The organism is Thiohalocapsa halophila (assembly GCF_016583825.1).
In the GTDB taxonomy this organism is placed as follows: Bacteria; Pseudomonadota; Gammaproteobacteria; order Chromatiales; family Chromatiaceae; genus Thiohalocapsa; species Thiohalocapsa halophila.
This window is the reverse complement of sequence record NZ_NRRV01000021.1, coordinates 30,727-45,383: the sequence shown is the minus strand read 5'-3', so window position 1 is coordinate 45,383 and position 14,657 is coordinate 30,727. Positions and strand designations below refer to the sequence as shown.

12 protein-coding genes are annotated in these 14,657 nt (G+C 65.7%); 9 read left to right on the top strand and 3 right to left on the bottom strand.

What is annotated here, in order from left to right; all coding sequences use genetic code 11:
- Positions 1–71 precede the first annotated feature (71 nt).
- The 3 genes from CKO31_RS10380 to dksA form a co-directional block, all read right to left on the bottom strand.
- Positions 72–2,447 (bottom strand): phosphoketolase family protein, encoded by a 2,376-nt coding sequence (locus tag CKO31_RS10380; RefSeq protein WP_200236766.1) that lies wholly within the window; start codon positions 2,445–2,447, stop codon positions 72–74.
- Between the two features lie 105 nt (positions 2,448–2,552).
- Entirely contained in the window at positions 2,553–3,476 is a 924-nt protein-coding gene (gluQRS, locus tag CKO31_RS10375; protein ID WP_200236764.1) for a tRNA glutamyl-Q(34) synthetase GluQRS, read from the bottom strand.
- A gap of 57 nt (positions 3,477–3,533) precedes the next feature.
- On the bottom strand, positions 3,534–3,968 hold the full coding sequence (gene dksA / locus CKO31_RS10370; protein ID WP_200236761.1) for an RNA polymerase-binding protein DksA: 435 nt from the start codon (positions 3,966–3,968) through the stop codon (positions 3,534–3,536).
- 245 nt (positions 3,969–4,213) lie between these two features.
- Between dksA and CKO31_RS10365 the strand changes: the two genes are divergently transcribed.
- The 9 genes from CKO31_RS10365 (at position 4,214) to CKO31_RS10325 (ending at position 14,653) form a co-directional block, all read left to right on the top strand.
- Positions 4,214–5,038: an HAD-IA family hydrolase gene (locus CKO31_RS10365; protein ID WP_200236758.1), complete on the top strand. Its 825-nt coding sequence runs from the start codon at positions 4,214–4,216 to the stop codon at positions 5,036–5,038.
- 7 nt (positions 5,039–5,045) lie between these two features.
- Positions 5,046–6,278, top strand: coding sequence for an aminotransferase class I/II-fold pyridoxal phosphate-dependent enzyme (locus CKO31_RS10360; protein WP_200236755.1), 1,233 nt, complete (start codon positions 5,046–5,048; stop codon positions 6,276–6,278).
- A gap of 214 nt (positions 6,279–6,492) precedes the next feature.
- A complete protein-coding gene (locus tag CKO31_RS10355; protein ID WP_200236753.1) occupies positions 6,493–7,107 on the top strand; it encodes an XrtA/PEP-CTERM system exopolysaccharide export protein in 615 nt (204 codons plus the stop codon).
- Between the two features lie 60 nt (positions 7,108–7,167).
- Positions 7,168–8,757: an XrtA system polysaccharide chain length determinant gene (locus tag CKO31_RS10350; RefSeq protein WP_200236750.1), complete on the top strand. Its 1,590-nt coding sequence runs from the start codon at positions 7,168–7,170 to the stop codon at positions 8,755–8,757.
- Positions 8,758–8,979: 222 nt separating this feature from the next.
- Positions 8,980–9,834, top strand: a complete 855-nt coding sequence (locus CKO31_RS10345; RefSeq protein ID WP_242475283.1) for an XrtA-associated tyrosine autokinase — start codon at positions 8,980–8,982, stop codon at positions 9,832–9,834.
- A gap of 23 nt (positions 9,835–9,857) precedes the next feature.
- Positions 9,858–11,312, top strand: a complete 1,455-nt coding sequence (locus tag CKO31_RS10340; RefSeq protein WP_200236745.1) for a TIGR03016 family PEP-CTERM system-associated outer membrane protein — start codon at positions 9,858–9,860, stop codon at positions 11,310–11,312.
- Between the two features lie 195 nt (positions 11,313–11,507).
- On the top strand, positions 11,508–12,638 hold the full coding sequence (wecB, locus tag CKO31_RS10335) for a non-hydrolyzing UDP-N-acetylglucosamine 2-epimerase (RefSeq protein ID WP_200236743.1): 1,131 nt from the start codon (positions 11,508–11,510) through the stop codon (positions 12,636–12,638).
- Between the two features lie 142 nt (positions 12,639–12,780).
- Complete coding sequence (locus CKO31_RS10330) at positions 12,781–13,626, top strand: XrtA system polysaccharide deacetylase (RefSeq protein ID WP_200236841.1); 846 nt, start codon at positions 12,781–12,783, stop codon at positions 13,624–13,626.
- Complete coding sequence (locus tag CKO31_RS10325; RefSeq protein WP_200236740.1) at positions 13,610–14,653, top strand: FemAB family XrtA/PEP-CTERM system-associated protein; 1,044 nt, start codon at positions 13,610–13,612, stop codon at positions 14,651–14,653. The genes CKO31_RS10330 and CKO31_RS10325 overlap by 17 nt, the downstream gene beginning before the upstream one ends.
- Positions 14,654–14,657: the final 4 nt, after the last annotated feature.

The window sequence follows — 14,657 nt, the reverse complement described above, 5'->3', positions numbered from 1 at the left end:
AAGCCTCTCGTGAAGGGCCAAGGCCAAGCGGTACCTCCCTCAGCCCTCAGCCCCCAGTCCTCAGCCCTTCCTCAATAAGGCCAAGTCCAGTCGTCATAGTCCGGCATATCGATGCCGTGCTCGAAGGCATAGTTGCGCGCATCGATCTGCATATCCCGGAAGCGCTGCTTGGCGTGCGCGCCGACGACGGACAGCCGGGGCACCCGGTCGATGACATCGACGGCGAGGCTGAAGCGGTCGATCTCGTTCTCGATGGCCAGCTCCAGCGGCGTGTTGATGTTGCCGCGCTCCTTGTAGCCGCGCACATGAAACTGGGAGTGGTTGGCGTGCTTGTAGGTGAGGCGGTGAATCAGCCAGGGATAGCCGTGGAAGTTGAAGATGACGGGCTTGTCCATGGTGAAGATGCTGTCGAAGTCCCGCTCCGAGAGCGCATGCGGGCCCTCGTGGTGCAGGGTCATCAGGTCCACCACATTGACGAAGCGGATCTTGATGTCGTCGAACTCCTCGCGCAGCAGCGCCGTCGCCCCCAGCGCCTCCTTGGTGGGGATATCCCCGCAGCCCACCATGACTACGTCCGGCTCATGGCCTTCGTCGTTGCTGGCCCAGTCCCAGATGCCCACGCCCTTGGTGCAATGCTTGATGGCGGCTTCCATACTCAAATACTGCAGGTGATTCTGCTTGTCGGCGACGATGACGTTGATGTAGTTCATGCTGCGCAGGCAATGATCCGCCACCGACAACAGGCAGTTCACGTCCGGCGGCAGGTAGATGCGCGCCACCTCCGGGTTCTTGTTGACCACCACGTCGAGAAAGCCCGGGTCCTGATGGGTGAAGCCGTTGTGGTCCTGGCGCCAGACGGTGGAGGTGATCAACATGTTCAGCGACGCGATGGGCGCCCGCCAGGGGATCTCGTTGCAGATCGCCAGCCACTTGGCGTGCTGGTTGTACATGCTGTCGATGACATGGATGAAGGCCTCGTAGCTCGCGAAGAAGCCGTGGCGGCCCGTCAGCACATAGCCCTCGTACCAGCCCTCCAGCGTGTGCTCCGAGAGCATTTCCATCACGCGGCCGTCCGGTGCCAGCTCGCCGCCGTCTTCGTCCTCCGGCAGGTACTCTTCCAGCCAGAGCTTCTTCGACACCTCGTAGACGGCGTCGAGCTTGTTGGAGGTGTTCTCGTCCGGGCCGAAGACGCGGAAATGGTCCTTGTTGTGGCGCATCACCTCGCGCAGCAGGGCGCCGAGGGGCTTGGTGTTCATGGCCCGCACCGTGCCCGGGCGCTCCACGTCGCAGGCGAAGCGGCGGAAGTCCGGCATGCGCAGGGAATGGCGCAGCAGGCCGCCGTTGGCGTGGGGGTTGGCGCTCATGCGCAGGTTGCCGGTGGGCGCGGCGGCGCGGATCTCGGGCTTGAGCTTGCCGGTCTCGTCGAACAGCTCTTGCGGTTTGTAGCTCTTCATCCAGGCCTCGAGCTGCGCGAGGTGCTCCGGATTGCCGTGCAGGCCCGACAGCGGCACCTGATGGGCGCGCCAGAAGCCCTCCACCTTGTGGCCGTCGACGCTCTCGGGTCCGGTCCAGCCCTTGGGCGTGCGCAGCACGATCATGGGCCAGCGGTAGCGCGAGACCTTGTCGGCGCCCTTGGCGCGTGCGTCGGCCTGGATCTCCTGGATGCGGGCGTAACAGGCATCCATGGTCGCCGCCATCTGCTGGTGCATGGCCATGGGCTCGTCGCCGGCGACGAAGTGCGGCTCCCAGCCGTAGCCGCGCATCAGTGATGCCAGCTCGTCCTCGGGGATGCGGGCCAGCAGGGTCGGGTTGTTGATCTTGTAGCCGTTCAGGTGAAGGATCGGCAGCACCGCGCCGTCGCGGGCGGCGTTGAGGAATTTGCCGGAGTGCCAGGCCGTGGCCAGCGGGCCCGTCTCTGACTCGCCGTCGCCCACGGCCACCACCACCAGCAGGTCCGGATTGTCGAAGGCGGCGCCGAAGGCGTGGCTGATGGAGTAGCCGAGCTCGCCGCCCTCGTGGATGGAGCCGGGCGTCTCCGGCGTGCAGTGGGAGCCGACGCCGCCGGGGAAGGAGAACTGCTTGAAGAAGGCCTTCATGCCCTCTTCGTCCTCGGACTTGTTCGGGTAGATCTTGGAGTAGGTGCCTTCCAGGTACACCGGTGCCAGCACGCCGGGTGCGCCGTGGCCCGGGCCGGCGAGGAAAACGGCCTCCTGGTCGTGCGCCAGGATGATCCGGTTGGTGTGGCAGTACATGAAGGCAAGCCCGGGGCTCGCACCCCAGTGCCCGAGCAGGCGCTTTTTGATGTGCGCTTCTTTCAGCGGCTCGCGCAGCAGCGGGTTGTCCATCAAATAGATCATGCCGACGGCGAGGTAGTTGCAGGCGCGCCAGAAGGCGTCGATCCGCGCGAGCTCGTCGGTGCTCAGGGGCGTGGGGGGCGTTTCGGACATGACATCCTCCGCAGGTGGTGGTGAGAGCGGATAGGGCAGGCTAGCCCCTGCATGTTAAGACGCCATGACGGCCCCGATGGGCTGTAAAACCGAACGATAGTGTGCTCAGCCGTTTGTCGGCTCGCCGCCCGGCAGGCAGTTGCGTGCGGGGACTCGGGACAGGTCCCAGTGCGTCAGCGCCCAATCCCAGAAGGCCGGCACATCCTCGGGCGCGGCGGGCGGCGGCGCCTGCCCCAGCACGGCCCAGGCCCGCAGCAGCGCCGGCAGTGGGTCGGCCGCAGTGACCGGAAGGTCTGTGCGGGACTTGGAGAGCTTGCGCCCGCTGCGGTCGAGCACCAGGGGCAGGTGGGCATAGGTCGGCTGAGGCAGCCCGAGGCAGGCTTGCAGCCGCAGTTGGCGGGGGGTCGACAGGAGCAGGTCGGCGCCGCGCACGATATCGGTGATGCCCTGCGCGGCATCGTCCACGACGACGGCGAGCTGGTAGGCGTGCAGACCGTCGGCGCGGCGGAGCACGAAGTCACCGACGGCGCGGGCGACATCCTGGCACTGGGGGCCGTGGACGCGGTCCGAAAAGCCGACTTCCGGGCCGTCCGCGCGCAGGCGCAGGCTGCGCGGCTCGCGTCCCGGCGCCAAGCCCTGCCGGCAGGTGCCGGGATAGATTGGCCCCTCGGCGCCGGGTAAGCCACCGAGGCCGATCTCGCGGCGGGTGCAGCCGCAGGGGTAGACGAGCTTCAGTGCTTCCAGCTGCTTGATGGCACCGGCGTAGAGGGCGGTGCGCCGACTCTGGTAGGCGACCGTCCCATCCCAGTACAGGCCGAAGGCCTCGAGGGTGCGCAGGATGTCGTCCGCAGCGCCCGGCACCTCGCGGGGGCGGTCGAGGTCTTCCATGCGCACCAGCCACTCGCCGCCCGTGGCGCGGGCGTCGGCGAAGCTGCCCAGGGCCGCCACGAGGGAGCCGAAGTGCAGTGGACCAGTGGGGGACGGGGCGAAGCGCCCGCGGCGGCGCCCCGCCGGCGCCAGGGCAGTCAAATGCGAGCGAGCGGCACCCGTCGCGGCGCAGCGCGCCGCAGGGACTCGGCAGCGGTGTCAGCCGCGCTGCTTCTCACGGATCTCGTCCAGGGTTTTGCAGTCGATGCAGAGCGTAGCGGTGGGGCGCGCCTCGAGGCGGCGAACGCCGATCTCGACGCCGCAGGCCTCGCAGTAGCCGTACTCGTGCTCGTCTAGGCGCTCGAGCGCTTCGTCGATCTTCTTGATCAGCTTGCGCTCGCGATCGCGTGTGCGCAGCTCGAGGCTGAACTCGGATTCCTGCGTGGCGCGGTCGTTCGGGTCCGGGAAGTTGGTCGCCTCGTCCTGCATGTGGTGGACGGTGCGGTCGACTTCCTCCATCAGTTGGCGCTTCCATTCCATGAGCAGCTTGCGGAAGTGCTCCTCCTGCTCGGGACTCATGTATTCCTCATCCTTGGCGGCCTCGTAGGGCTCGAATCCGAACGCCTTTGCGCCTTGTGTGCTCGCCTCGGCCATGGGTGTGCTCCCGCAAACAAAAGGTCGTCGTTGCTGGACGTGCCGTCGGGCTTCGGTCGGGCGGGAGTCCGCGCGACACGGGGCCCGAGCAGCGCTGAATCCGCGTTTCTACCAGAGAGCGCAACCCTCGGCAACTGGCTGGCGCGCATCGACGGCGGCCGCCTCTGCCGGCGACGGACACCAGCGGCGCGGATGCTGTGCTAGTCTCGGCCGCCTGACGACCCAGCAGCACCGAGGCCGCCGGCATGCCCGAGCTCGAAGCCATCATTTTCGACGTCGACGGGACCCTCGCCGACACCGAGCGCGATGGTCATCGTGTCGCCTTCAACGCCGCCTTCGCCGACGCCGGGCTCGACTGGGAGTGGTCGGTGCCGCTCTACGGCGAGCTGTTGCGCGTCACCGGCGGCAAGGAGCGCATCCGCACCTACCTGGCCGAGCATCGGCCCGACTTCTCGCCCCCCGAGGCGCTGGACGACTTCATTCGGGGCCTGCACCAACGCAAGACGGCGCATTACACGCAGATGATGCGCGCCGGCAGCATCGGCCTGCGGCCCGGTGTCCTGCGCCTGCTGCGCGAGGCGATGGATGCGGGCATCCGCCTGGCCATTGCCACCACCACCACGCCCGAGAACGTCTCGGCCCTGCTCTCGGCGGCACCGGTGCCCGGCCAATACCCGGCGCTGCAGCATTGGTTCGAGGTCATCGCCGCGGGCGACGTGGTGCCGGCGAAGAAGCCGGCCCCGGATATCTTCGACCTGGCCCTGGCGGAGCTGGGCCTGCCCGCGCGTGCCTGTGTCGCGGTCGAAGATTCGGACAACGGCGTCCGCTCGGCGCTCGGGGCCGGCCTGGATGCGCTGCTGGTGACCGTGAGCTCCTATACACAAGAGCAGGATCTGGCGGCCGCCGCGCTGGTGGTGGATGGCTTGGGCGAGCCCGACCTGCCGCCCCCGCAGGTGGTGGCCGGTCACTGCGCCGATGCAGTTGCGGGCGCCCTGCGCGACGCGGCCTGTGTCGATCTCGCCGTCCTGCGGGCACTGCACGGCTGCGCAGCCGCCGGCCCCGGGGACTGAGGCCGCCATGCTGGAGCCCGCCACGCGCGCCGGTGCCGTCGCGCCCTTTCAAGTCATGCGCATCCTCGAGCGTGCGCAGGCGCTGGAGGCCGCCGGCCGTGACATCATCCACCTGGAGGTGGGCGAGCCGCGCTTCCCGATGCCGGCGCCTCTGCTGGAGGCGGCGCGAAGTGCGCTGGCGAGCGCGTCCATGGGCTATACCCCGAGTCCGGGGCTGCCGGCGCTGCGCCAGGCCATCGCCGGCTACTACAGCCATCGCTACGGCGTGGATCTCGACCCGGCGCGGGTCATCGTCACCCCCGGGGGCTCGGGGGCGCTGCAGCTTGCCCTGGCGGCGGTGCTGGAAGTCGGCGACGGAGTTATGGTCACCGACCCCGGTTATCCCTGCCATCGGCACATGGCGGCGTTGACCGGCGCGGTGGTGCATGCGCTAGAGCTGGATGCGAGCAAAGGCTGGTGCCCGTCGGCATCGGCGCTGGCTGCGCAGTGGCGGCCGGAAATCCGTGCGCTGATGGTCACCACCCCGGGCAACCCCACCGGCGCCGTCATCGAGCCGGCATCGATGACGGCGCTGTATGCGACCGTGCGGAAGCGGGGCGCTGCCCTAATCGTGGACGAAACCTATCAGGGCCTCGTCTATGATGCGCAGGACGCCACCGCCCTGGCTTGCGGTGAGGATGGGCTCTTCGTCGTCAACAGCTTTTCGAAGTACTTCGGCCTCACTGGCTGGCGCGTTGGCTGGCTGGTGGTGCCGCCGGGGTGGTCGGCGGTGGCGGAGCGTTTGGCCCAGAATCTCTATTTGGCGGCGCCGACCCTCGGTCAGCATGTCGCGCTGGCGGCCCTGGCCCCCGAGGTGCTCGCGCGCCTGGAGCAGCGACGCGAGGAGCTTCGCCAGCGCCGCGACCTCTTGGTGCAAGCACTGCCGCCAGCCGGCTTTTCGCTGCCGGCCGTGCCCGAGGGGGCGTTCTATCTGTTCACGGACTTGCCATTTGCGGCCGCGGATGCCTTACCCTTCGCCGAAGCCGTGCTCGAGGGGGCCGGCGTCGCGCTGACACCGGGCTCGGACTTCGGCGCTGGGGCGAGCGCCGGTATGCTGCGCTTCGCCTACACCGAGCCGCTGCCGCGATTGCAGAGCGCTGTGTCGCGGCTGCGGGAGTTTGTGCAGGCATCAGCGGGGCGAGACCCAACAGCCGCATCCGCGATGCACGCCACCGTAGCGGCCTGGCGCCCTACATCCTGAAGGACGCCCAGCCCGCTAGGACCGCCGGACACGGCCTGATGGTCGGTCTGCGTGTCCGACCGGCTGTAACAGCAATCCGGCGGGAGCGAGCAAGCCGCAGGCGAAAATACGTGTTCGCTGTGCAATAATCTCGGCGCCGTGCGGGATTCGGTTGCAGCAGGCCGGAACGCGCTGTGCTCAGTACACGAAATTGGATTGTCGCGAAATATTGTCCATGCCCCGACTCCTCCTCATATTTTTGCTTGCGGCGTTGCTGGCGGCCGGCGGGTGTACGGGCCCACGGTTCCCGCTGTTGCCGGAGGCGACCTACCAGCTTCGCTATGCGCAGAAGTACAAGATCGGCCCGGGCGATTCCGTGGAGATCTTCGTCTGGCGTTATCCCGAAGTGAGCACGACCGTGCCCGTGCGGCCCGACGGTTTTATCTCCGCGCCCCTGCTGGAAGATGTCCCAGCCGCCGGCAAGACGCCCACGGAGCTGGCGCGAGATTTGGAAGAGGCCCTGTCGGTCTTTCTGCGCGACCCCCTGGTCACCGTGATCGTGCAGGGCTTCGTCGGGGTGTTCCCAGAGCAGATACGCGTGCTCGGAGAAGCGACCCAGCCGCGGGCACTGCAGTACCGCGATGGTATGACGCTGCTGGATCTGCTGATTTCCGTCGGTGGCATCACCGAGTTTGCGGCGGGCAACCGGGCGGTGCTGGTGCGGTTCGAGAACGGCGTCAAAAACCAGTATACGGTGCGCCTGCGTGATCTGATCGAGGACGCGGACTTGAGTGCCAATGTCGACATGCGCCCGGGAGATATACTGTTAATCCCGGAATCCTGGTTCTAATCCCCGGTTCGGCCTCGCGGAGCCGCGGACGGCGGCTGTGAGCGAGGCGAGAGCAAGCCAATGCAAGAAGTCATCCGCCTAGCCCTGTTCTACCTCAGTGGTGTCTGGCGCTACCGCTGGCTGGTGTTGATCGTGGCGGCCGTGGCATCGCCCATCGGTTGGGCCTATGTCGCCTCGCTGCCCGACACTTACCGCTCGGCTGCCCGTGTCTATGTGGACACCGATTCAGTCTTGACGCCGCTGCTGCGGGGACTGGCCATCAATACCAACGAGTCGCAGCGCGTGCGCATGATGACCAGCGTGCTGTTTGGGCGCGAGAACATGGAGAAGCTCGCGCGCATGACGGACATGGATCTGCGCGCCAATACGCCCGAAGAAATGGACGCGCTCGTCGGCAGTCTGAAGCGGCGAGTCAAGCTCGGTGCCTCCGGCTCCAATGTCTACCACATCTCGTTTCAAGACCAGTCCCCCGAGCTCGCCAAACGCGTCGTCCAGTCGATGCTGACCATTTTCGTCGAATCCAATCTCGGCGCCTCGCGTCAGGACCAGGATTCCGCAGAGCGCTTCCTGCAGCGGGAGATCAAGGACTACGAGCGGCGGCTGATCGACGCCGAGCGCAAGCTGAAGGACTTCAAGATGCGCAATCTCGACTTGCTCTCGGAGAAAGGCAGCTACTACGATCGGCTCAAGCAGGCCAAGCGTGGCCTCATCGAGGCTCAGGATCAGCTCGCGCTCGCCGAGAGCCGGCGCGAAGAGATCGCGCAGCAGCTGGAGTACATGGAAAGCGAGGGCGCGAGCTTGCCGTACTTTCAGACCTGGCTCGATGAATCCTCGAAAGAGGTGACCAATCCGCTGGATACCAAGATCGCGCAGATGGAGGATCAGATCGACGAGCTGCTGATCCGCTACACCGAGCGCCATCCCGAAGTCATTGCCATGCGTCGAGCCTTGGCGCGCTTGATTCGCGAGCGCGACGAGCAGCGCGAGAGTTATGTGGCGGAGCAGGAAAATAGCGAGGTCGCCGTGGTGCGCTCCCTCTCGGAGAGCCCGGTGTACCAGGAAATGCAGCTGCGTCTCGCCAGTGCGGAGACGGAATTGGCGGCGCAGGAGACGCGGGTCGCATCGCTGCGCGATAAGATCGAGAAATTCCAGGCAGCGGTGGACGAGGTGCTCCAGATCGAGGCCGAGGAAAAGCAGCTCAATCGGGACTACGGCATTCTCCAAGAGAACCATCAGACGCTGCTGTCGCGCCTGGAGCAGGCGCGGATGACGCGTGAAGTGGATACGAGCGTCGATACCGTGAAGTTCCGCACGCTGGACCCGCCGCAGGTGCCGAAGAAGCCTTCCGGCCCCGATCGCATCGGCTTGGCTTCCCAAGTCTTTGGTGGGTCTTTGGTCGCGGGTCTCGGCCTTGCGTTTTTGCTCGCGCAGTTGCGCCCGGTGTTTTTCGATCGACGCCAGCTGAGCGAGGTCACGGGTGTGCCTGTGCTGGGCAGTATCAATCTGCTGACGGTGCCGCGGCAGCGCTTGCGCAAGCGGCTTTCGGATATTGCCTTCGCGGTAGGCTTACTGGTCTTGATAGCGAGCTATGCCGGCGTGCTCACTGTCTTCTTTCTCGATGTGGACATCGCGTCCAAGCTTCCGTTCTAGCCAAGCTGGGTCAATCTGGATGCAGACGACGCGGCGGCGTGGCCGCCCGACCCCTGTGCTAAGCGGTCATGGATTCCGCTGGCCCAAGCCTCTTTTTGACGACATCGCCGGAGGCGCGCTATGAGCACGCACCAATCCGAACAAGCATCCGGGAGCGAGACAGCGCGCTGGATGCGGCAAGAGCATGGCTCAGGTGCGGCCGACAGCGTGGCGGCGCAGCCGATGAGTACGGATGAGGCCGCGGGCGAGCCCGGGGTGGTGCACGGCGACCAAGACGTAGCTGTGCTCGACACCGGCGAGATCATGGTCTTCCCGCAGGAAGGCCGAAGCAAGCGGGAGAAGGCCGAGCAGAAGCGCATCGCCGAGGAATTCCGCATGATCAAACGGCCGCTGCTCATGAACGCCTTTGAGCGCCGGCACGACGGCGCATCGCCGTACAACCTGATCATGGTGTCCAGCTCGGTGCAGAGCGAGGGCAAGACCTTCATATCCCTGAATCTGGCCGCTTCGCTCACCTTGGAGCTGGATTGCCAGGTGCTGCTGATCGACGGCGATGTCGCCAAGCCGGGCCTGTCCCGTCGGCTGGGCCTTGGGGATGCGCCCGGATTGATCGAGCACCTGGATGCCGGCGCGGACATTTCGGCGCTGATCCGGCCCACCGACATTCCGAAGCTCTCGGTGCTGCCCGCCGGTCAGCGTCATAAGCAATCGACGGAGCTGCTGGCGAGCCAGAATATGCGTCGGCTGCTGCATGAGGTGGCCACGCGGTACCCGGACCGGATTGTACTGTTCGACTCACCGCCGGTGCTCGCCACCAGTGAGGCGCCGGTGTTGGCGTCCTTGATGGGGCAGGTCGTCATCGTCGTCGAGCACGAAGGCACACCACAGGGGCTGGTCAAAGAGACCTTGGCCCAGATCGGTCGGACCGACAACGTCTACATGCTGCTCAACAAGTGCAGGGCCACCTTGTTCTCCGGGAAGTACGGCTATCAGTACGGCTACGGGTACGGCTATGGTTATGGCTACGGGTACGGCTATGGCTATGGCGGCGACTACGGCGCAGACCGGGACGACTGAGCGGCCGGTAGCCTGGTGCAGTGATGATTCCAAGGCTTCGCTCGCGTTATGTGCTCGGCCTGCTGCTGGCGGTGCTGGCGGCCGACGCTTCGGCCTCGTGGCGAGGCGCGGCCGGTGTGCGCAGCAGTCTGATCCTGACGGACAACCTGTTCCTCACGACGGACGATACGGAGTCGGGCGGCGTCATTCAGGTGCGGCCGTACTTCAGCGCGTCCCGCGCGGGCAATCGCGTCAACGCCAGTATCAACTATGGCCCGAGCGTGCTGTTCTATCCTCAAAATTCCGAGCTGAACGATGTTCGCCACACACTCTCGGCCCGAATGAGCAGCGAGCTGATCGAGCGTTATTTCTTCCTCGATGTGCGCGCCAATGCGAATCAGGCGCTCCTCAACCCGCGCGTGAACAGCGACTTCGATGCGATCGGCAACCCGGATGCCTTTACCCAACAGGCATCGATCAGCATCACCCCCCGCATCAACATACCCGTGCTCGACGGGCGCTTCGCCACCGTGCGCATCGAGCCCGGCGTTGGCTTTGACTTTACCGAATCCACCGCTGACGGCGACGGCGGACTGAGCACTCCGACCCGTGATACACGGGTAACGGTGAACAGCGGCCCCATGTTCACCACCGTGCCTTGGTCCGTCACCTGGCGTCGCCAGCTCTTCGACGCCGACGAGGATCGGGGCTTCGGTGAAGTCTCCGGGAGAGTCGGCTATATCTTCAGTCCGCGCTACCGTCTGGACCTGATCCTGGGCTACGATCAAGGTCGGGACGCGTTTCGGGCAGCGGATGGGGAGACGAGTGGCTTGCGATGGGAGACGATCTTTCGATGGACGCCGAATCGGCGGGCGCGCTTTCAATTTGGCTATGGTGAGCGCTATTTCGGCGAGACCTACCGCTTCGATGGGCAGTACCGCCACAAGCGCTGGGTCTTTCGCTCCCGCTATAACGTGACGGTGCAGTCGGCGACGAGCGAGCTGGCACAACAGGAGGTGGTGCCGCTGCGTGATTTGTTCGGTGAGCCCATCCGTGATCCATTCGATACCGACCAGGTTTTGACCGCGACGGTCATCACACCGGTGATCGTCAACGACACCTTCCTGCGTGACCGGTTCGAGCTACAATCCCTGTACCAGAAAGGCCGGAATACGGCGTCGGTGCGTTGGTTCGTGACCCGGCGGGAGTACGATCAGGCCGATCTCGACACGCGGGACAATCAGATGCAGCTGCGTTACTCCCGTCGCATGTCGAACCGCCTGACCGCCTCGGCGGTGGTGAATTTCTGGGATCACAGCGAAGAGAACGACGACGGCTTTGATTTCTTCCAGGACGCCGTCGATTTGGTGCTGAGCTATCGACTGGGGCCCAGAGCAAACCTCGGGGCGCGCATCGGGCGGCTGAGCCGGGATGCCGAGGCAGCCGGCGGCGACTTCTCGGAGCACCGGGCGAGCTTGGATTTCAGCCTGCGCTTCTGATGCGCTCGGCGGCTAAGAAGATACCGATTTCTTGACCATCCCGGCCAAAAAATCGGACGAAGCCTACCCGGTTCTGAAAATCGGGGCGGTTTCCGGACTCCTTCGGTTTCGGCGACTGAGGTCGCTGACAATGGCGGGGCATCCTGCCCCGGACGGGCAATGCCAAAACACCGGCGTTTCCCGAGGTCGCAAGCGATGATTGGAGGCAGCGCGGTGGCGAAGCGGGTCATGTGCGTCGTCGGCGCGCGGCCGAATTTCATGAAGATTGCCCCGTTGATGCGGCGCCTTGGGGCATCGGTGTCGTTGGAGCCCTATTTAGTGCACACGGGACAGCACTATGACGCCGCGATGAAGGCAGCATTCTTCGAGCAGCTGCACATACCGGAGCCGGATCAGGACCTGGGCGTCGGCTCGGGCACCCATGCCGCGCAGACGGCGGAGATCATGCGTCGTTTCGAGCCCGTCTTGGAGGCACAGGCGCCGGATGCGGTGCTGGTGGTGGGAGACGTGAACTCCACCATCGCCTGCGCCCTGGTGGCGGCCAAGAAGGGCGTGCCCGTCGTCCATGTGGAAGCGGGACTGCGCAGCTTTGATCGGAGCATGCCCGAAGAGATCAACCGCGTGCTCACCGACCAGCTCTCCGAGCTGCTATTCACCACGGAGCGCCTGGCCCTGGAGAATCTGGAGCGCGAAGGCATTGACCCGGCGCGCGTGCATTTCGTCGGCAATGTCATGATCGACACACTGCTGCACAACCGCCGGCGCGCGCCCTCTGTGGCAGCCGTGCTGGCAGCGGCCGACATCGCTGACCCGCCTGGGGAGCGCTTCGGCGTGATCACGCTGCACCGACCCTCCAACGTGGATGACCCCATGACCCTGGAGCGGCTGGTCGATGCACTGGCAGAGCTCTCGGCGGAGCTGCCGCTGTTGTTTCCCCTGCATCCGCGCACCGCGGCGCGGCTTGAGGCCAATGGTCTCAGAAAGCGGGCAGCAGCGGCCTGCACACTGCTGCCGCCGCTGGACTATTTGCACATGCTCGGGCTGCTGCAGAGCGCGACCATGGTGCTGACGGATTCGGGCGGTATCCAGGAGGAGACGACGGCCCTTGGGGTACCATGCTTGACGCTGCGCGCCAATACAGAGCGCCCCATCACCGTGAGCGAGGGCACCAACACCATGGTGGGTGCCGATCGGGCGCGCATCCTCGCCGCCGCCCGCAACATTCTCAGTGATGGCGGCAAGGCCGGCCGCATCCCGGAGCTTTGGGACGGCCGTGCCGCCGAGCGCATCGTCGCGGTCCTCGAGGACTGGCTCGCCCCTGTGTAGTAACCGCCCAAGCCAGTGCCGGATAAGCTCTAATATGTCCCAGCTCGCCGACGTGCTCAGCCGCGAGAAAGCCCCCATGCCCGCCGCCGGAGCCGGCCCGGAATCAGCGCAAGCCGGTGCGGCGGCAGCACCGGTCAACGCCATGACCGTCGATGTTGAAGATTACTTCCAGGTCTCCGCCTTCGAGGGCCACATCCGCCGTGAACAGTGGGACGGGCTTCCCTGCCGAGTGGAAGCCAATGTCGAGCGTATCCTGGCGCTGTTCGACGCCCACGGCATTCATGCGACCTTCTTCACCCTGGGATGGATCGCGGAGCGCTATCCAGACATGGTCCGCCGCATCGTGGCAGCGGGTCATGAGCTGGCGAGCCACGGCTATGCGCATGTCCGTGTCACGGAGCTGGACGAGGCCGGGTTTCGCGCCGACGTGACCCGGACCAAGGCTCTGCTGGAAGACATCGGCGGCACGCCGATACATGGCTATCGCGCACCGAGCTATTCCATCGGCGCCCGCAACCTCTGGGCCTTAAGGGTGCTGGAGGAGACGGGTCACCGCTACTCGTCGAGTATCTATCCCATTCGCCATGACCTCTATGGCATGCCGGAAGCGCCGCGGTTCTGTTTTCTGCCCGAGGTTTGCGAGCAATTGCTGGAAGTGCCCATCACCACGGTCGCTTTCGGCGCGCGCAAAATGCCCTGCGGTGGAGGCGGCTACTTTCGGCTGTTCCCCTATGCCTATTCGCGCTGGGCACTGCGCCATGTGAACCGCCGGGACCGCCAATCCGCGGTGTTCTATTTCCATCCCTGGGAGATCGACCCGGCGCAGCCGGTGCAACGCAACCTCGGTCTGAAAACACGGGTGCGGCATTACCTCAACCTGCACCGCACGGAGCAGCGCCTGCGCCGGCTCGCCACGGATTTTCGCTGGTCACGCATGGACGCCATCTTCTTGTCCGCCCGAGACGAGGTCGATGGTGCGCACGCCTGAGCTCCGGGTCACCGAGCTGCGCGCGGAAGACCGTGCCGACTGGGATGCCTTCGTCGCCGCGCACCCGGATCGCACCTTTTGCCACAGGAGCGGCTGGTCCGAGGCCATTGCCGAGGGTCTGGGCCACCGGCCGCGCTTCCTGCTCGCGCGCCGCGGTGATCGGATCGAAGCGATTCTGCCGCTTGCGCAGGTCAGGAGCCGACTCTTCGGCCATCACCTGGTATCCACGCCCGGCTGCGTCTACGGGGGCGTATTGGCGAGCAGCGACGAGGCGCACCGCGCCCTCACCGCACACGCTTGCGCGCTCGCCGAGCGCCTTGGTGTGGCTGCGCTGGAGCTGCGCAATCAGCAGCCGACACAGCCCGGGTGGCCTACCAAGGACCAGCTCTATGTGACTTTTCGCAAAGCTATCACGGATGATGACGACGCCAACTTGAAGGCGATCCCCCGCAAGCAGCGCGCGATGGTGCGCAAGGGGATCAAGGTCGGTTTGACATCGGAGCAGACGACGGATCTGGCGCGGTTCTACGCCATCTACGCCGAGAGCGTCCGCAACCTGGGTACGCCCGTGTTCCCCCGGCGCTGGCTCGAGGCGCTGTACCGGGTCTTCGCCGACGCCTGCGAGCTCTCCATCGTGACCCATGCGGGCGCGGATATCGCCGGTGTCATGAGCTTTTTCGACGACGACACCGTGCTGCCGTACTATGGCGGCAGTCGCCCGGCCGCGCGCGCCCTCTACGGCAACGATTTCATGTACTGGGATCTCATGTCGCGCGCCGCGGGGCGTGGGGTCCGGATGTTCGACTACGGACGCAGCAAGCGGGGCACCGGCGCCTTCGGCTTCAAGAAGAACTGGGGGTTCGAGCCGCAGCCGCTGCACTACCAGTACCATCTGGTGAGAAGTCGCGCCGTTCCGGACGTCAACCCGAACAACCCGAAGTACCGTTACTTCATCGCCGCTTGGAAGCGCCTGCCCTTGCCGGTGGCAAACCGGCTTGGACCCTTGCTGGCACGCAACCTTGCCTGAGGGC

Excerpts from the sequence above, each read along its gene's own strand:
- CKO31_RS10380 (WP_200236766.1), bottom strand. The coding sequence starts at position 2,447 with ATGTCCGAAACGCCCCCCACGCCCCTGAGCACCGACGAGCTCGCGCGG.
- CKO31_RS10330 (WP_200236841.1), top strand. The coding sequence starts at position 12,781 with ATGACCGTCGATGTTGAAGATTACTTCCAGGTCTCCGCCTTCGAGGGC.
- CKO31_RS10345 (WP_242475283.1), top strand. The coding sequence starts at position 8,980 with ATGAGTACGGATGAGGCCGCGGGCGAGCCCGGGGTGGTGCACGGCGAC.
- CKO31_RS10325 (WP_200236740.1), top strand. The coding sequence starts at position 13,610 with ATGGTGCGCACGCCTGAGCTCCGGGTCACCGAGCTGCGCGCGGAAGAC.
- CKO31_RS10365 (WP_200236758.1), top strand. The coding sequence starts at position 4,214 with ATGCCCGAGCTCGAAGCCATCATTTTCGACGTCGACGGGACCCTCGCC.
- dksA (WP_200236761.1), bottom strand. The coding sequence starts at position 3,968 with ATGGCCGAGGCGAGCACACAAGGCGCAAAGGCGTTCGGATTCGAGCCC.
- wecB (WP_200236743.1), top strand. The coding sequence starts at position 11,508 with ATGATTGGAGGCAGCGCGGTGGCGAAGCGGGTCATGTGCGTCGTCGGC.
- CKO31_RS10360 (WP_200236755.1), top strand. The coding sequence starts at position 5,046 with ATGCTGGAGCCCGCCACGCGCGCCGGTGCCGTCGCGCCCTTTCAAGTC.
- CKO31_RS10340 (WP_200236745.1), top strand. The coding sequence starts at position 9,858 with ATGATTCCAAGGCTTCGCTCGCGTTATGTGCTCGGCCTGCTGCTGGCG.
- CKO31_RS10355 (WP_200236753.1), top strand. The coding sequence starts at position 6,493 with ATGCCCCGACTCCTCCTCATATTTTTGCTTGCGGCGTTGCTGGCGGCC.
- CKO31_RS10350 (WP_200236750.1), top strand. The coding sequence starts at position 7,168 with ATGCAAGAAGTCATCCGCCTAGCCCTGTTCTACCTCAGTGGTGTCTGG.